The 16,724-nt window shown below is 59.1% G+C and carries 14 protein-coding genes and 2 pseudogenes; 8 read left to right on the top strand and 8 right to left on the bottom strand.

Going from position 1 to position 16,724, the window contains the following annotated elements; genetic code table 11:
• Window positions 1-11: 11 nt before the first annotated feature.
• From lra1 to FVF58_RS06975, 3 genes are all read right to left on the bottom strand, one after another.
• Entirely contained in the window at window positions 12-794 is a 783-nt protein-coding gene (gene lra1, locus FVF58_RS06985) for an L-rhamnose 1-dehydrogenase Lra1 (protein ID WP_149669178.1), read from the bottom strand.
• A gap of 117 nt (window positions 795-911) precedes the next feature.
• Complete coding sequence (gene rhmD, locus FVF58_RS06980; RefSeq protein WP_149669177.1) at window positions 912-2,090, bottom strand: L-rhamnonate dehydratase; 1,179 nt, start codon at window positions 2,088-2,090, stop codon at window positions 912-914.
• A 317-nt stretch (window positions 2,091-2,407) separates the two neighbouring features.
• Window positions 2,408-3,160, bottom strand: coding sequence for an SDR family NAD(P)-dependent oxidoreductase (locus FVF58_RS06975; protein ID WP_149669176.1), 753 nt, complete (start codon window positions 3,158-3,160; stop codon window positions 2,408-2,410).
• A gap of 442 nt (window positions 3,161-3,602) precedes the next feature.
• Between FVF58_RS06975 and FVF58_RS06970 the strand changes: the two genes are divergently transcribed.
• Entirely contained in the window at window positions 3,603-5,429 is a 1,827-nt protein-coding gene (locus tag FVF58_RS06970; protein WP_246216968.1) for a sensor domain-containing diguanylate cyclase, read from the top strand.
• Between the two features lie 269 nt (window positions 5,430-5,698).
• A complete protein-coding gene (locus FVF58_RS06965) occupies window positions 5,699-6,319 on the top strand; it encodes a rhomboid family intramembrane serine protease (RefSeq protein WP_149669174.1) in 621 nt (206 codons plus the stop codon).
• A gap of 76 nt (window positions 6,320-6,395) precedes the next feature.
• Here the strand turns inward: FVF58_RS06965 and lhpH are convergent, their stop codons facing one another.
• Window positions 6,396-7,403, bottom strand: a complete 1,008-nt coding sequence (lhpH, locus tag FVF58_RS06960; protein WP_149669173.1) for a trans-3-hydroxy-L-proline dehydratase — start codon at window positions 7,401-7,403, stop codon at window positions 6,396-6,398.
• Window positions 7,404-7,436: 33 nt separating this feature from the next.
• A complete protein-coding gene (locus FVF58_RS06955) occupies window positions 7,437-8,558 on the bottom strand; it encodes a branched-chain amino acid ABC transporter substrate-binding protein (RefSeq protein ID WP_149669172.1) in 1,122 nt (373 codons plus the stop codon).
• A 263-nt stretch (window positions 8,559-8,821) separates the two neighbouring features.
• On the opposite strand from FVF58_RS06955, the pseudogene FVF58_RS06945 reads away from it, so the two are divergent.
• Together FVF58_RS06945 and pstS are read left to right on the top strand one after the other, a co-directional pair.
• Window positions 8,822-8,902 (top strand): annotated as a pseudogene (locus FVF58_RS06945) (GntR family transcriptional regulator); the annotation flags it as partial.
• Window positions 8,903-9,281: 379 nt separating this feature from the next.
• Complete coding sequence (gene pstS, locus FVF58_RS06940) at window positions 9,282-10,316, top strand: phosphate ABC transporter substrate-binding protein PstS (RefSeq protein ID WP_149669171.1); 1,035 nt, start codon at window positions 9,282-9,284, stop codon at window positions 10,314-10,316.
• A gap of 69 nt (window positions 10,317-10,385) precedes the next feature.
• Here pstS and FVF58_RS06935 read toward each other — a convergent pair whose 3' ends face one another.
• Together FVF58_RS06935 and FVF58_RS52540 are read right to left on the bottom strand one after the other, a co-directional pair.
• Window positions 10,386-12,005: a Nal1-like putative serine protease gene (locus tag FVF58_RS06935; protein ID WP_246216967.1), complete on the bottom strand. Its 1,620-nt coding sequence runs from the start codon at window positions 12,003-12,005 to the stop codon at window positions 10,386-10,388.
• 139 nt (window positions 12,006-12,144) lie between these two features.
• Entirely contained in the window at window positions 12,145-12,618 is a 474-nt protein-coding gene (locus tag FVF58_RS52540; RefSeq protein WP_246216966.1) for a hypothetical protein, read from the bottom strand.
• 247 nt (window positions 12,619-12,865) lie between these two features.
• On the opposite strand from FVF58_RS52540, the gene FVF58_RS06930 reads away from it, so the two are divergent.
• From FVF58_RS06930 to FVF58_RS06920, 3 genes are all read left to right on the top strand, one after another.
• Window positions 12,866-13,057 (top strand): DUF3562 domain-containing protein, encoded by a 192-nt coding sequence (locus FVF58_RS06930; RefSeq protein WP_149669170.1) that lies wholly within the window; start codon window positions 12,866-12,868, stop codon window positions 13,055-13,057.
• A 123-nt stretch (window positions 13,058-13,180) separates the two neighbouring features.
• Window positions 13,181-13,369 (top strand): hypothetical protein, encoded by a 189-nt coding sequence (locus FVF58_RS06925; RefSeq protein WP_149669169.1) that lies wholly within the window; start codon window positions 13,181-13,183, stop codon window positions 13,367-13,369.
• A gap of 551 nt (window positions 13,370-13,920) precedes the next feature.
• On the top strand, window positions 13,921-14,466 hold the full coding sequence (locus FVF58_RS06920; protein ID WP_246216965.1) for an NUDIX hydrolase: 546 nt from the start codon (window positions 13,921-13,923) through the stop codon (window positions 14,464-14,466).
• Between the two features lie 429 nt (window positions 14,467-14,895).
• Here FVF58_RS06920 and FVF58_RS06910 read toward each other — a convergent pair whose 3' ends face one another.
• Window positions 14,896-15,336 (bottom strand): hypothetical protein, encoded by a 441-nt coding sequence (locus FVF58_RS06910; protein WP_149669168.1) that lies wholly within the window; start codon window positions 15,334-15,336, stop codon window positions 14,896-14,898.
• A 637-nt stretch (window positions 15,337-15,973) separates the two neighbouring features.
• On the opposite strand from FVF58_RS06910, the pseudogene FVF58_RS06905 reads away from it, so the two are divergent.
• Window positions 15,974-16,606, top strand: a pseudogene (locus FVF58_RS06905) (IS3 family transposase); the annotation flags it as partial.
• Between the last annotated feature and the right edge of the window lie 118 nt (window positions 16,607-16,724).

Genomic DNA, 16,724 nt, shown 5'->3' with positions numbered 1-16,724 from the left:
GGCATCGCGCGTTATTGCAGATTGACGAACAGGCCGCCGTCCACCAGCAACGCGGCGCCTGTCACATAGCGCGCGCGGTCCGACGCAAGGAACACCACGCAATCGGCGACATCTTCCGGACGGCCCAGGCGGCCCAGCGGAATGCGCTTCTCGAAGTAGGCTTTCTTCGTTTCGTCGGCGAGATCTTGCGCATTCAGGTCGGTCGCGATCGTGCCGGGCATCACCGAATTGCAGCGAATGCCGTACGGCCCCAATGCGATCGCGCACGACTGCATCAGCGAATGCACGCCCGCTTTGGTGGGCGTGTAGTGCGTCTGCATGCCGCCGCCCACTAATGCGCTGATCGAACTCGTCGCGACGATCGCGCCGCCCGTGCCCTGCTTCTTCATCTGCTGCGCGGCGGCTTGCGTGACGTAGAACGCACCATTCAGATTGACCCCCACCGTCGACTCCAGCACGTCCGGCGGCATGTCGAGAAACGCGTGGAACGGGCAGATGCCGGCATTGCTGGCGAGCACGTCGACTTTGCCGAACGCTTCGACGGTGTGGCGCACCAGTTCCTGCCCCGTGTCGCGCGCGGCGACGTTGCCTTCCACCGCGATCGCGCGCCGCCCCAGTGCCTCGATTTCGCCGACCACTTCCGCGACGGCGGAGCGGCGTCCATAGGATGCGTCGTTATCGCCCCAGTAGTTGATCGCCACGTCCGCGCCTTCGGCGGCGCATGCTACGGCTATCGCGCGGCCGATGCCGCGCGAGCCGCCGGTGACGATCACGACCTTGTCCTTGAGCAGCACGTCATTCTCCTTTGCTGGGTCATCAATACTGCAAGCGGTAGCCGCTCTGGTGCGCGCGATTGAAAGCGGACTCGCGCGGAGTCGGCTCGACGCGAGTCCGCGCAAAGCAACACACGATCAGCGCGGATACGGCCGCACCAACGCACACTCCGGATTCAACCGCACGCCGAACCCCGGCGTGTCGGGCACCTTCATCCGTCCATTGACGGGCACCGGCTCGTCGAGCAGCAGCGGCGTAAACATCGGCACGACTTCGTCGGCCTTGGGCGCCATCATCAGAAACTCGGAGAACGGCGAGTTGTGCCGCGTGACGACGAAGTGATAGCTGTACACCGACGACCCATGCGGCACCACCATCACATTGTGCGCATCGGCGAGCGCGGAGATCTTGATCAGCTCGGTGATGCCGCCGCACCAGCCCACGTCCGGCTGGATCAGATCGCAGCATTGCATCTCCAGCAGCATGCGAAAGCCCCAGCGCGTCGCCTCGTGCTCGCCGGTGGACACCATCATGCCGCGTGGCACGTTGCGGCGCAGTTCGGCGTAACCCCAGTAGTCGTCGGGCGGCAGACACTCTTCGATCCATTTCAGGCCGTATTCGTGCGCCCCCTGCGCGAGCCGCGTCGCGTACCGCACGTCGAGGCTCATCCAGCAGTCGTACATCAGCCAGAAGTCGTCGCCGACGCGCCCGCGCATGTCGGCGAGCTTCTCCAGGTTCTGCCGCAGACCCTCTTCACCTTCCGCGGGACCATGCTGCAGCGGCATCTTGCCGCCGATGAACCCCATCTCCTTCGCCAGATCGGGCCGCGCGCCGGTCGCGTAGAACACGAGTTCGTCGCGCACCGGGCCGCCCAGCAACTGGTACACCGGCTCCTTGCGCACTTTCGCAAGCAGATCCCACAACGCGAGATCGACGCCCGAGATCGTATTCAGCACCACGCCTTTACGCCCGTAGTACAGCGTCGCGAAGTACATCTGATCCCACATCTTCTCGATGTCGGTGACGAGCTGCCCTTCGAGAAAGCGCGCGAGATGTTTCTCGACGATGAACGCGCCGATTTCACCGCCCGTCGTCACCGCGAAGCCGACCGTGCCGTCGCTCGCCTCGATCTCCACCACCAGCGTGCCGAGCACGTTGATACCGAACGACTGGCGGCTTTGGCGATACTCGGGATAGCGCGCCATCGGCGTGGCGATGTGATCGTCGATCCAGTGTCCGCCGGGCTGATCGTGATAGTCCGCACCGCCGCCGCGAACGATGAAGGCACGCACGTGCCGGATAGTAGGCATGGCCATGAAAGGAGCTCCGTTAGGGATGTGTCGAACGTGCAGTCGACAATGCGCCTGGCAGGCGCGATGCAGTAAGTTCCGGGAAGACGCGCGAGGGCGGGCAGCAGCGCGACCACTTGTCGTTCATCAGCGCGAGCGCTGCGTTCGACACGGGACGCGCGAGCTTGCGGCGCGATGCGTTGCTGGCGAACCCCTGACGTGAAACACACGCGTGCGGGTCCATGTCGTCTCCTTCACAGAGCACGCGCGTGGCGGCTCTGCGCTTTTGTTCTGTGGTGTCTTGCAGGTGGTTGCGTTGGTGCCGCCCGGATCGCGCCAGACGTTCAGTAAGTCGCGCGACCACCAGAAAGATCGAACACCGAGCCGGTGCTGAACGCGCAGTCCTCGGACGACAGCCACAGGATCAGCGACGCCGCTTCTTCCGGCAGCAGGAAGCGGTTCATCGGAATCTTCGAGAGCATGTAGTCGATGTGCTGTTGCGACATCGAATCGAAGATTTCGGTTTTGGCCGCGGCCGGCGTGACTGCGTTGACCAGAATGTTTTTGGTCGCCAGCTCTTTGCCGAGCGACTTGGTCAAGCCGATCAGACCCGCCTTCGACGCACTGTAGTGCGATGCGTTCGGGTTGCCCTCTTTACCCGCCACCGATGCGATATTGACGATCCGGCCGTAGCCCTGCTTGAGCATTTGCGGCACGACCGCGCGGCAGGTGAGATAAGGGCCGATCAGATTGACTTCGATCACGCGGCGCCAGATGTCGGGCGCCAGTTCCCACGTCGCGCCGTTGCCGCCGGTGATGCCCGCGCAATTGATCAGCACGTCGAGCGCGCCGTGTTCGGCGACGGTTTGCGCGACGGCCTGGGCAACGGCGGCTTCCTCGGTCAACTCGACCGTGATGGCGGTGACCTTGCCCAACTCGCCGAGTTCGCGCTGGCTGCGCGCGAGGCGTTCGCCGTCGACGTCCCACAACGCGACCGACGCGCCCGAGTTCAGCGCCCGCTGCGCCACCGCGTAGCCGATGCCGCGCGCGCCGCCGGTGATGGCGACGACGCGCCCCTCCAGATCGATTTTGTTCATCGCTGTGCTCCTGTGGGCCGCCCTTGGGGGCTTGCCTGTATGTTGTTGTTTCGCGGCTGTCCGTGCTGATCGTTCAGCCAATATACGGGCGGCGCGATGCGTCAACAATTCGAGTATTGGAGGTGGCGATAACAAAAGCGGATCGGCGGCGGGTTGAGTCCTCGTTGAGGAGTGCGCTCGTTTTCCCGCAATTGAAACTGACCCGCCGCGGCCGCGTGACATACGCGCCTGGCCGCGCCGTGCCCAAGACCACCGTGGCGACTCAAGCGGTCACCCCTCCCTTCAGATTACGACGCATCCGCCGATAACCAATTGACATAGAAAGCTTGAGCGACGGCCCGCAGGGGCACCACCGCCTGGCAACGTCGAAACACAAGATAGGTGGAAAATGGGTGAAGGACGGTTTTCGGCTTCGACACATTCGCCAGCAGTAGAACGGGCCATGAGTACGCCCTCGATAGAAGCAGACCGTCGCCTCTATCATCTGGTCGTTGCGACAATCGCATCTTTTTGCCTCGTTGTTATCAGTGGCCAACTCAAGACCATGGCGGGCGAAATTGTTGCTGTGTGGATAGCGGACGGCTACCTGCTCGGACACCTGATGGCGGTCCCTCGTCGCAGCAAGCCGTTTATCCTTGCAGGCGGGGTCATCGGCAATCTTGCCGCAAACCTGATGGGCGACGAAAGCCTTTACGTATCGCTTTCCTTCACCGCCGGCGGTATGGTCGAGGTGTGTGCGGCGGCCTGGCTTTTGCCGTGGGTCAGGTCTTCAAAGGAACTGATCAACCCGAAGACGTTTCTTCGATTTGTGTTCGCAGCAGGCGCTCTTGCACCGTTGATTTCCGGATTGGCTGCGGTATTGCTGCTCCAAGGTGTCTTTACGACCCACCCGTTCTCTTCATTTTCAAACTGGGTGATATCCGCGTCGCTCGGCCTCGTGATATTTACGCCCGTGACCCTGAATATCGTCTCGGGTGAATGGCGCAGCCTGCTGGAACCGGGCAACCGGATAAAGTCGCTGGCGCTTCTGGGGCTTGTCGGATGCGTCACAGCCTTGATATTCGTTCAGACTACCCAGTCGGTGCTTTACTGGGCTCTTCCCCCGCTCGCTCTCCTTGCGTTCCACGCCGAACTTTCTACCGTCCTTCTCGGCATCCTCCTTTTCATCAGCATTGCGGTGCCACTGACCGTGCGCGGAATGGGGCCGCTCTGGTTGACCCCTTTCAGCGATATGCAGCAACGTATCCTTGCGCTTCAGGTCTTCACGGTAGCCGCCCTGTCCGTCGCACTTCCCATCACGGTGATGCAAGTTCAACGCAATCGGCTCGTTGGATTGGTCCTCGACGGTCATCGCAGATTTCGCCAGCTGGCTGAACACTCCGATGAGGTCATCATTCAACTCGCTTCGAACGGCGAATTCCAGTATGTCTCCCCCCGTGTCAGACACATCCTTGGACACGAACCCCACGAACTGGTTGGGTGCCAGTTAGAGCGCATGGTCCACGAGGACGACTGGTGGCGCGTCAAGCAAGCGATGACCGTAGCGACTACGGAGCACATGGAGGAGTCGGTAGAGTACCGGTTACGGCGGAGAGACCAGTCGTTCATATGGGTTCGCAGCTTCATTGCCGCGATGCCCGCCGAACCGACTGACGAACATGCCGCAATGGCGTTCACCGTCAGGGACATCAATGCCCACGTATTGTCAGAACATCGTCGAAGCGCAGAAGAAGAGCAGTTGAAGCAGTTGGCCTACGTAGACAGCCTTACCGGACTTGGAAACAGACGCTATTTTGACGCCGAATTCAAAGCATATTTTCAACCGGCACCTGGAACTGCGGCCGCTCCGGAGATGGCCGTGCTGTATATCGACGTCGACTTCTTCAAGAAGTACAACGACATATATGGGCATCCGGCCGGCGACGAGTGTCTGAAGACTGTCGGCAATAACATCAAGCGGGCAATACGGGAAGCTGACCTGCTTGCCCGATATGGCGGCGAAGAATTTATCGTCGCGCTAAGCGGCTGCTCATATACCGTAGCAGTCGAAGCAGCAGAACGAATTCGAGCCAATATCGAAGGGCTGGCGGTGGCGCACGAAGGAAGTCCGCTCGGCGCTCTGACGCTCAGTATTGGGGTCGCTCACACCAGCGAGGCCGAAACTATCAACCCGAGCGAACTGCTGGAGCTTGCTGACTCTGCGTTGTATGAAGCAAAACGTCTTGGACGAAACCAGGTGTTCCATCGGCGCACTCTGGAAGCAACTTGATGCGCCGGCGTGGGCCGGCCGAAAGGTTCGGCTTGTCTGGGTATCTTGACGCCGCAATTTTCTCGCGCCACTGGCGGCGAAGCTGTCCGACGCCTTGCGACGCTCTCTCGCGTCTGCCTTTGACCGGTCGACTGCTAGGTCAATGGTTGTTTTACCCGGTAAAGTGAGTGTAACGTTCTGTACTCAAATGCTGCGCTCAAGCAATCAGGAACCTTCTTGCTGAAGCAATTGTCCTGCGACGCGGCGTCCACTGTCCGGAGTAACGCACAATGCCGCAACCGACGATACGGCTTGGTGACCCGACTGCCGCGAGGCACACACTAGCGGCGCGACTCAAGGCGCGCGTCGCGCTGCTCGCGCTTTTCGTCGGCTCGATGTGGGCGGTGTTCTTCCTGTCGGTCGCATTACCGTTCCTGAATCTGAACAGGCACGGCGTCGTGCCACGTTCGCTCGGCGGCTTGCAAGGCATCCTGTTTGCCCCGTGGCTGCATGCGAGCCTCGGGCACATTTCCGCCAATACAAGCGGATTGCTCGTTCTAGGTTGGCTGTGCCTGTGGCCGCGCATCTCGAACTTCTGGGCGGCGACCGCGGGCGCGATGCTGGGCGCAGGCCTCTGCGCATGGTTATTCGGTGCACCTGACTCGATACACATCGGAGCGAGCGGACTGGTATTCGGCTATGCCGGCTACCTGGTTGCCCGCGGTTACTACACCCGCAAAATCGTCCCGATACTCGTAGCATTGTTCGTCGTGAGCAGCTTCGGTCTGAGTATGCTGTCCGGCGTGCTGCCCCTCTATCCCGGCTTGTCGTGGCAGAGCCATATCGGCGGCGTGTTGGGTGGTGTTCTTGCGGCGCGCATCGGCTCCTCCAGCCGCTCACGTGGGTTATGACGCGGCCACGTCGGGCCGCTCAATTCCTGAAAGCTCAGCGTCTCGCGCCAACCTGGGCACCACCACGACAATCGGCCTATCGGACGAGGAACCCGTATGTCAACGGGTCCCGCTCGTCCACGATCCAGTTGGCGAAGCCGCAAACAAAAGCGTTGCCTTCGACCTCGGGGATGACAGCCTTGAAGTCGCCTACGGTCGTTTCGCTCAGAACGCGTCCTTTGAACACGGTGCCGATAATCGATTCGTTCACCAGCGTCTCGCCCTTTCCCAACTGTCCGCGCAAATAAAGCTGCGCTACCCGACCACCCGTTCCAGAGCCCGTTGGCGACCGGTCAACCTCACGGTCCGCGAAGACGCAACAGTTGGCTTGTGTGGAACCAGCGTGCCGCGGGGCGTTAGCAATGATGGTGCCGTAGATGTGGTTGATTTCAGGGATATTCGGGTGCTCAACCGGGAACGCCATGTTGGCGGCCGCCTTCACCTCCGCGCCGAACCGGATGAGTTCCTCGACCGACGACTCACGAACTTCAAGACCGTGCGGCTGGCCGTCGGTGTAAAAATAGAACGCACCGCCAAACGCAATATCGCCTGTCACTGAACCGAATGACGGCGTCTCAACCGTAACGTCCTTCTTCCAGATGAACGACGGCACGTTGACGAACCGGACATTGCCAGCATGCTCACCGTCCCACTGCACGAAAGCCTCGATGAATCCGCACGGCGCGTCGATACCGACGCGTGTCTCGGGAATCTGACGTTGTACCCAGCCCAGCTCGACTGCTGCTGTGGACAACGCAATGACGCCGTGCCCACAATGGTCGCTGTACCCTTCGTTGTGCACGAAGATGATGCCGAAGTCTGCTTCCGGGCTGACCGGCTCAGTCAGATAACCACCGTACATATCTGCATGACCGCGCGGTTCGAACATCAGGGCTTTGCGGATGTCGTCGGCATTCTCCTTCAGCCATGCGCGCCGCTTGACGATGGTGTCGCCGGGAAGACGCGGCAGACCAGTGGTGACGATGCGGAAGGCTTCTCCGCCGGTGTGAACTTCAACAGTCGAGATGGTGCGTGAGATTTTCATGTTCGTTTCGAAGAAGTCAGTTGATCTGATGCTTTATTCGCCGTACGGAACGGGCAAGCCGTTCTTGATGACGTAGACAGTGGTCGGCGCGCCCTTGAGGTCACCAAACTCGTCAAACGAGTAGGTGCCGGCGACACCTTTGAAGTTTTCCTTCGCGAGCTGAGCCGTCAGCTTCGCCTTGTCGGTCGTCGTTCCCGCCTTCACCATCGCATCGGCAAGCAGCTTCACGCCGTCGTAATAGCTGACGGCATAGACCTGCGTATCGATGTTATAGGCCGCCTTGTACTTCTGCAGGAACTCGCGCCCCGCAGCCGACTTCTCAAGCGCGATACCACCCTGAGCGCAATAGACTATGGACGCCGCATCGCCAGCAACCTTGCCCATGTCCGCCGAGCAGATGCCGTCGCCGCCCAGCAGTTTGGCGCGAAGCCCGCGCTGACGCATCTGTTTGGCCATCGGCGCACCTTGCGCTGCGTATCCACCGAAGAAAATCACATCCGGGTTCTTGCCCTTGATGTTGGTGAGAATCCCAAGAAAGTCGGTTGCCGATGAATTGGTGAACTCCTGATCGACGATCTGAATACCGTTTGCTTTTGCTACCTTGATGAATTGCTCCGCGACGCCCTGACCATATGCAGTGCGGTCGTCGATGACGGCCGCCGTTTTTGCCTTCAGCGTCTTCGCTGCGAACTGACCCATCGTGCCGCCGAGTTGCTCGTCGCTCGCGCCGATACGGAAAATGTTCTTGAAGCCCTGCTTCGTCAAGGCCGGATTCGACGCGACCGGCAAAATAGGCACGCCGCCGGCGTTGAAGACGCGCGACGCGGGAATGGCGACGCCTGAGTTGTACGGCCCAACAACCGCAACAACGCCACTGTCGACCAGCTTCTGTGCAACCTGCACGCCTATCTTCGGGTCCGCCTGATCGTCTTCCGAGTCCAGTTTGAACGTCACCTTTTGTCCCGCCACGGTGACGCCGCTTTTGTTCAATTCGTCGATGGCCAGACGTGCGCCGTTCTCGTTATCCTTGCCGTTCGGTGCCTGGGGCCCGGTGAGCGGGGCTGAATGGCCGATGGTGACGACGACCTGGGCGCTTGCGGATAAGGCGAAGCTGGCAGCCAGCAAAGCGGCCGTGCTTGTTGCGAGACAGCGCATACCGAACTCCAAGTGGGCTAAGGGAGGACCAGATTATTCGCAATTTGGTCCCGGCACAATCTAATTTCCAAAAATACTCGACGGCTATTGGCATTAAATAAAACCAATCGAACATTCCCCCTATAGCTTTTCTCCGGCGGTTGGTTTTCGAGCGCGGCCAGGTCCCACGCAGCGCATCCGACGCTCTCGAACAGAATTGGCGCAGCCGGTTTCCGCTCCCCAGCCAGTGCCGTGGCGAGCGGAGACACCCGATTCCAGTCGACGTGACCGGTAACGCCGACGCAGCGGCATTCTACGTAGAGCAACACATTCACCGTGTCCAACGGGACATCGCTCCACAATAAACGGCTCTTTATGCCTATAGCCGGCGCCGGAACAATTCGGACGACGCCCCGAAACTGCGCAACGCGTGCATGCGATTGTTTTCCGGGATCCACGGTCTGCTGAGGTCGTTTCGCACAGGATGTGCAAAGTAACGGCGGACAAAGTATAGGGTGATAGGCCGTTTCAATTTGCAAAGCGGGCACCGCCGTCCTGTAATGAAGTTCAAGCCGCTGATAGCGACAAGCACGGTCGCAGCATAGTCGTCTGCACTGCCCAAGGTCCGGTCCAGACAGGCGGCAGCGCAAGGTGCGTAGGAAATTGTCTGGATGACGGAGACACCTTAGCCGCTGCGCTGGCTTAAGGTAGAAAAAACACACAACTATCTGAAGCGAGGCATGCGTGAGCCCAAAGTCGACTTTAATTGCCGGCCTTGCTGGGGTGCTTCTCGCCTTCGCGGCAAAGGCAACAAACATAACCGGTGCTGGCAGCACCTTCGCTGCTCCCATCTACACGAAGTGGGCCGGCGCCTATCAGAAGTCCGGCGGAGCCACGGTGACCTTCAACGGTGTCGGCTCCTCGGAAGGTCTGAAGCAGGTCCTGGCAAACGAAGTCGACTTCGCCGGGTCGGACGCGCCGCTATCTGACGATCAATTGCAGAAGAACGACCTGCTGCAATTCCCGACTGTCGTCGGTGGTGTCGTGCCGGTCGTCAATCTTCCAGGGATCAAGCCTGGCGAGTTGACGTTGTCCGGCCCCGTGCTCGGCGACATCTACCTCGGCAAAATAACCAGCTGGAATGCGCCCGCCATCGCCGCATTGAATCCAACGTTGAAGCTGCCGGATGCCGCCATTGCGGTAATCCGTCGAGCAGATGGTTCTGGCACGAGCCTCATCTGGACGCACTACCTGTCGCAGGTCAACCCTGAGTGGAAAAGCCGGGTTGGTGAGGGTACCACCGTGCGGTGGCCACATGGAACCGGCGGCCGGGGTAATGAAGGTGTGGCCACTTTCGTCCAGCATCTGCCGGGCGCAATCGGTTACGTCGCATGGGACTTCACCAAGCAGAATCACCTGGCGTACACAGCCATGAAGAATGCCTCCGGCGCGGTGGTCCAGCCAGGGACGGCGGCCTTCAAGGCGGCCGCCGCCGGGGTCGACTGGTCAAAGTCTTTCGCGCAAATCCTGACCAACGAACCCGGCAAGGATGCGTGGCCGATAGTGGGCGCCACCTTCGTGTTGCTCCACGCGACGCAAGACAAGGTCGACCATCGCGAGGAAACGCTGAAGTTCTTCGACTGGGCATTCACAAACGGCAACCGTGCTGCGGAGGACCTGGACTACATTCCTCTGCCGGAATCGGCAGTGACTGAAATCCGCTCGGGGTGGCATACCAAGGTGAAAGATACTTCAAGCAGGCCGGTCAGCGAGCCGTAATTCTCCGACCCTTGTGGGTGAAGGCAGTCTCTGCAACGAGTGACCCAGGACTGGCTTCCACCACGTCACTCAGAGTAGAGCAGCCACCTTGTCCAAGGTCACCGAGGGCATGAAGTCGTTGTCCTGATAGACCTTCGCCAGTTCCGCTTCCGATATTTCGCGTGCGCCGGCAGCCAGTGAAGTATCCGCTTTTGCGAATGCGGCCTCCCACATGGCTGCGAGGTAGCGGGCTCCAGCTCCCATCAGTTTGGCTGTGTCATTTCCAAAGGCTTCCCACAGGGCGTCGACTACCCTCGCTGAGCTGCCGCCGCCCAGCTTGATGTACTTGTCGATGAGCGTGCTGGGCGGAAGAATTTCTGCAGCCTCACTCATGAGTTTGACCGTGGCAAACGCCGCGTCCCGACCGGCGGATATGGAAGGAATCTCTCCCGTGAAAGCCTTGGCTTGCGGCAGAATCTGCGGCAGCAGGTCACTCGAATGCCGGTCTACCATCTTGTCTTCATACGTCGAATGAACACCCTTGCCCGGCCACTTCTTCGCCGTTGCACCCGGTGCGTCGCGATATCCGTCGGAATGGTACGAGCCGTGAAGCGGCTGACACGCATCGCCTACATAGTGAGCGAGGACGCCCGCGGCACACAGGAATTTCGTATCGTCCCGCGCCTTGAGCTGACGGACCATTTCATCGAAAATCTGCCATACCCGAAACGGCAGCAAGCCTTCTGAACGGCTGTCTGTCGCTCCTTCGTCCTCATACCACTTTGACCACACCGAGACACTCATGTTGTCGATACTGCTTAACGTCGCATCGCGCAGGGTCTTGCCGTCGCCGTCGGGTTGGTCAATATCGGCGTAGTGGTTCGGATGTTCGGGGCCCGCATTCTGTGCATAGTCCCGCCCCCCAGGCACACGGTCTGGTGTCTTTTTCCACACGAGGTCCGGTACATCCGCCAGTTCAACGAATTCGCCGTTAGCCAATTTCTCGCGAATCTGCGCCGGCGTCAGTTCATTGGGGCGAAAACTGATGCGCTCGATGTTCGCCTTCAGGAAGGTCTGCAGCGGACCATTTTCCACACACTCGATCGCAGCGGACGCAATACTGTAGTGCCCTGTTTGTCCCCAGTACGGATTGGCGCCGGTATTGTGGTCCCGAACCAGGTCGACGTCGAGCAGCTGACACGCTGTGCTCAGCCCCGTCGCCAACGCGTAATTCAGACGCTGGCCGTTACCCGCTCGCAGCGCCTGGCCGCCCCATTCGACTGCGAGCGGGTAGAGATTCGGCCTGTCGTCCGCCCCTGCCTTCAAATACCAGACCGTACCGGAGTCACCCGGTTGTGATTGCGGGAAACCCGCCTTCGGCGCAATGAGGAACTGCGAGACGAAGTCGTAACCTGCGAGCGATTTGTGCCGATAGAAGAGCGCCTTGATGGTTCCTTCCAGAAGTCCCGACGCACTACCGAACGCCGTCACTGATTGGTCGATGAGTTGCAGGCTCAAACTCAGTTCGTTTAGCTCAGCGATTTCTCCGACATCACCCTCGAGGCCGAACGGTTGGCTTGACCAGTCATTTACGTCATGAACTTCCACAAGGCCGATGTCGAGCGTGAGGTAGCTCCGACTTCCGGGGAAGTCAGGGAAAACCTCCGTGAAGGATTCGCGAGTCAACTGGCGCTCGGACGCGATGCCCACTTCCGCTACTGCGCCGCGCACTCGTGCTTTGACTGGAGAGCCTGGTTCGCCACAGACGTGCCGGTTTGTCAGTGCGTAGGTCGTATGACCGTCGGTGACAAGGCAACCCACGCTCGCTGCACGCTCGACACCTTGCACTTCAGCGATCAGTGGACAACCACCCCCGATATACGTCGCAGGCCAGCGCATATCGGACGACGCGTTCGCGCCTGGCTTCGTCACTTGCACCGCAACCACACAGACAGACAGGCACCGCGCGTCCGTCCGGCATGTATAGCGTGCGCGGCACCATATGATCCGGGTCGAGTTTCCCGTGGCCAAATTCGGTTGCGTCTACCCAGTCACGTACAAGGACAATGATTGCCGGCCACGAATAAGCGCGAACCTCGGAATTATCGAACGTGCGAATACCTTTAGCGTGGGGTGCGCTGTCTTCCTTGGCCGCAGCATGGTCGCTCGGCCACGGCTCGCTTTTTCGAATCAGATAGAGACCCGCCGCCGTGCCTACGACGTTTGCCTTGTTGGACAAATGCCAGTGGTACAGGTCTCTAGCCTCAAGCAAATCCTTCAGCGAGAGGCTTTGAAAATTCTGCTGCGCGGAAAGTGGACTCATCTCATGACCTTGTCGAGGAGTTCGAGCGGCGCGGCCGCTCAAGGTGCGCATCGCCGCATGTGGGGCCTGCGGGCTCTGCGCTTTCGCAATCAAGGTTGTACGGTCGATGTGACAGCGTCGCGAAAGCTACGCGCCTTCATGATGAGATTCGGGTGAAGGTATTGACCTACGATTGGTAACTTCTATTGGCATTTGCTCTCGCGATACTCTTGAATACAGAGCCCCGACCTGAATCACGGAGAGCCTGATGCAGACGACCAGTCCGGAAAAAATTGTCCACGAGATTGCAGAGTCCACTGACAACGACGAAGAACTGGTGTCGAAGATGTACGCTGAAGCACTCGAGGACTATAGGCGCGACGCGCGCATCATGGATTACGTCCCGTTGTTTGCCGCCAAACGGGTGCGCCAGAATCTGCAATCGCGGACAGCCACATAGCCTCAACGCGATATGAGCGGCGGTCGGCGACATTCCTTGCATCATAGGGAGGCGGCAACGAATCATCATTGGCGATGTCGCCCCAACGGGTTAACGTACCCGACTATTTGTTGAGATAACACGTTGGTCGAAGATTACGAAACAAACAAAACCGTCGAGATTGAACTGGACAGCAAGAAGTATGCGGGGACTTTTAGGGCAATGAGCGGGACGGTCATCGTCTCTTGCAAGGACGAGATTAAGTACGCGCATTATGGGCTGGACCGTCCTGAAGTCGTTGCCCGCTGGCTGCTCACGGACGCCTGCCCCTAAGGCCGAGTGGAAAAGCCGTGAACGCCGCCTCTCTATCTAAAGGGAAGTAAGCACGCGTGTCTGGAGCAGTCGTGCCGGTGACGTCGGTTGGTTGCGATCATCACAGCAACTTCGCGGCTGTTCAGACCCTGCGCTTGCGCTCTTTTTCGGGTGCCATCAGCGAGTTCCTGGCGGCACTTCAGGCGCTTGCGCACGAACACTTCAATTGCCTTTTTGCGAGCAACGGCTTGAAGACCTCTTCAGCGTTGTGTTGTTGTGCGTCGCACCCAAAGCCCCCTGCTCTCGCTGGTCCGTGGTGCCGTCCCGCAGTTCGGAGCTAATGCTGGCATGAGACATGCCTTTCACGGCTGCCGTTCAAAGCGGCAGAGCGTGCGGCGCCAAGACGGTCGGGGGAGTCTGCGCCGCGCCCAGTGCGGCCCCAAGCATCAATCGGCATGGCGTTGTTCGGCGCCACAAAATTGTCACATTTCAGAACCACTATCGCCGGAAGCACCAAAGCAAGGTCGGAAAAACTGGCGAGCCCGCATTTGCCACTGTTCCGCGAATTATAGGTGTCACGAATCCAGCCAGGCGCGTTGCGCGTTATCGGACCGGCAAAACGCATCGGCGATTTACTGTACAAACCGAATGGAAGAGACACCTTGAAACAACGAGCGACCGTTGTATGTCAGCTTGGTACCCGAATTCTGCTGGTTAGTCGGGAAGGCTCCCGATGGTCTCTGCCGGGCGGCAAAGCCAAATTTGGCGAAAGCCTCCAGGAGACCGCCATTCGCGAGTTGATGGAGGAAACCCTTCTTCCTGCAGTCAGCATGCGATACATGTTCAACTTCAGCGGCACACGCACGTGTCACCACGTGTTCGCAGCACAGATTGCCGAGGGACTGACGGCTGAGCCTAACAACGAGATCAGGCACTGCAGCTGGGTCAAGATAACGGAGGTCGCTCGTCTGGCGACGAGCGTCTCAACCAGAGGCATCGCTGACGTACTGGCCTTGCCGCCACGCTGGCCGTCAGTATCACCCAGTCGCCGTCAGCGAGCAGAAGCTTTTATTCTCAATTTGCGAACTGTACTCGAAGATGCGGCCTATTCTGGATAGGCACCGTTCCTGAGCGACGCGTCGCACATAGCTGTCCACTCGCAAACTCTTGCCAGTTTTTCCGGCTGAGCGGGAAAAGGTCAGCGAGTCACAGTCGCAGTTGCAGGAATGCCAGACGGGGGCGTCGATAGTCGGCTATCGCAGCCCTGAGCGAGCGTCGCAAGATGTTCGAATACACGGCTAAACCTGCACAGTCGCCCAAGGCTATCGATGGGGATTTTGCGGACCTGACGGCTGCGCGGTCGCCCGGCGCTCCAGCCCGCGACAAATTTGAACGGCTCTGTGACGAAGCCAACTCCATTGCCGCGCGAAAAAATCTCAAGCCTCAAGTGCGCCAATATTTGTCGCTGCTAAAGCGCATGCATCAAACCTTCGAGAGTCGCCACTCACATAGCGGCTCCCAACGCCTGGACAACCGCAACCATACGCTTACGATTTCGCTGGGCGTCCCGTCTTTACCTGCTCGACCGCGGTCACTGCAGCCAACAGACGCTTCGGCGCGGCCGCTTCCAGCACGAGCAATCCGGCACGCAAGATTTCACTCTTCTTCACCGACACTCCGGCCGCGAGACACTTCTCCTTCAACGCCGCAATTTTCTCGTAGTCCGATTTCGGCATCGTAAAGCTATCCCGTACAACTTTTTCTTTCTTTGTGCGTTTGACTTTGCTCTCTGCCGCAGCCCTTGGCGCCGCCGCTTCAGGAACATCAGCGGCTTGTTGCTTCGGCGCCTTTTTTGCGGCTTGAGTTCGTTTTTTCAAGCCTGCGGTCACCACAGCCTCTGCGCTTTTTTCGCTTGCTACCCCGCCGCCATCGCTTTTGGGGAAATGAAACTTCTTCTTCGTCGCCTTCCTGGCAATCGGCTCGCTCATAGAAAATCTCCTCTTCGATATACGGTATAAACAGTATATACCGTTTTTGAGGGGATGCCTGGCTGGGCGCGCTCCTATCAACCTGCAAAGCTTAACCCACATGTTCTTTGGCCTGGGTCGCACAGCCCATAAAGTTATCGATGAGTCGCAGCAGATCTATCTCGTCAGGCCGTGTGCCCCACCGACTGTGTCCCGCAACAGCGCCCTCCGGCGGGTTCTGACGGACAAAAAAGGGGCTCGTGTGAAACCTCTATCGGAGAAAACGAACACCGACTCAGCGTTCGCATCGAATCCGTAATGCGGCGTCGAATATGAAACGCAAGGACAGACGCGAACTGCCAAGAGGCAAGTTACGTGCCGATCTGCGCAAGCGCCCATGACCCGGTCTTTGACCGTCTCCGCCTCGAATGCGAGCCCCTTGCAGGAGCAGTTGCCCTGCGGTGATGCGCTGGTTTGAAAAATCAGGCACCTGTTGCGTGCAGCGTCGGCCACCAATCAACTCTCTTTGATTATTTTTCGGCGCTCTGCGCAAGTGCGCGATAACCGTCCTCGCTGCATTCCTTGGGGGGTGGATTGACTCAACACAATGTCTTATCCGGGGGTGCGGCGGATAAGTTGGACTACCCGGAGGTAGTTCATGTATTCGTACGAAGACCGCATTCGAGCAGTCAAACTCTATATCCGACTCGGTAAGCGTCTCACAATGACCGTTCGTCAATTGGGTTATCCGACAACGAAAGCTCTTGAGCGTTGGTATCGGATATACGAGCAATCCCAGGATTTGCCGGCGGCACGTATTTGCTCAAAGCCAAAATATTCGGACGAGCAAAAGAAGGCTGCCGTGGATCACTATCTAAGCCATGGTCGATGCCTGGCCGCGACCGTGAAGGCATTGGGATACCCTGTGGACGTAACGCTCGCAGCCTGGCTCGATGAACGACACCCTGCAAGAAAGGCGCGCGTCGTCGGCAAAGCCACGGGCGGTCGACACGCCCAGGAGTTGAAGCAGAAAGCCGTCATTGATCTATGCACCCGACAGGATAGTGGCCAAACGGTAGCTCAAAAGATAGGCGTGAGTCGGCCGACGCTGTATAACTGGAAAAATCAGTTACTCGGTCGTGAGGTTCCAGCATCCATGAAACGCCAGGAAAATCGGTCGCCAGCCCCGGATCGGGAGGAACTGGAGCGCCAGGTCGAGTCGCTTCAACGGGATATCCGGCAGTTGCAGCTTCAACACGACATTTTGAAGAAGGCCAATGAACTGCTAAAAAACATCCGAAGGGGCACGCCCCTGCCCGAAAGGCAGAAACTCCCGGCCTTCGCTACACTCAGGAGCCTCAGGGGGAGCGGCCGCCACCTTTTTGGTGATTTATCCCGTTAAAAAACAT

This window comes from Paraburkholderia panacisoli (genome assembly GCF_008369935.1).
GTDB classification, from domain to species: Bacteria; Pseudomonadota; Gammaproteobacteria; order Burkholderiales; family Burkholderiaceae; genus Paraburkholderia; species Paraburkholderia panacisoli.
Note: the sequence above shows the minus strand (reverse complement) of the source record. Positions and strands in the feature narration are given on the sequence as shown.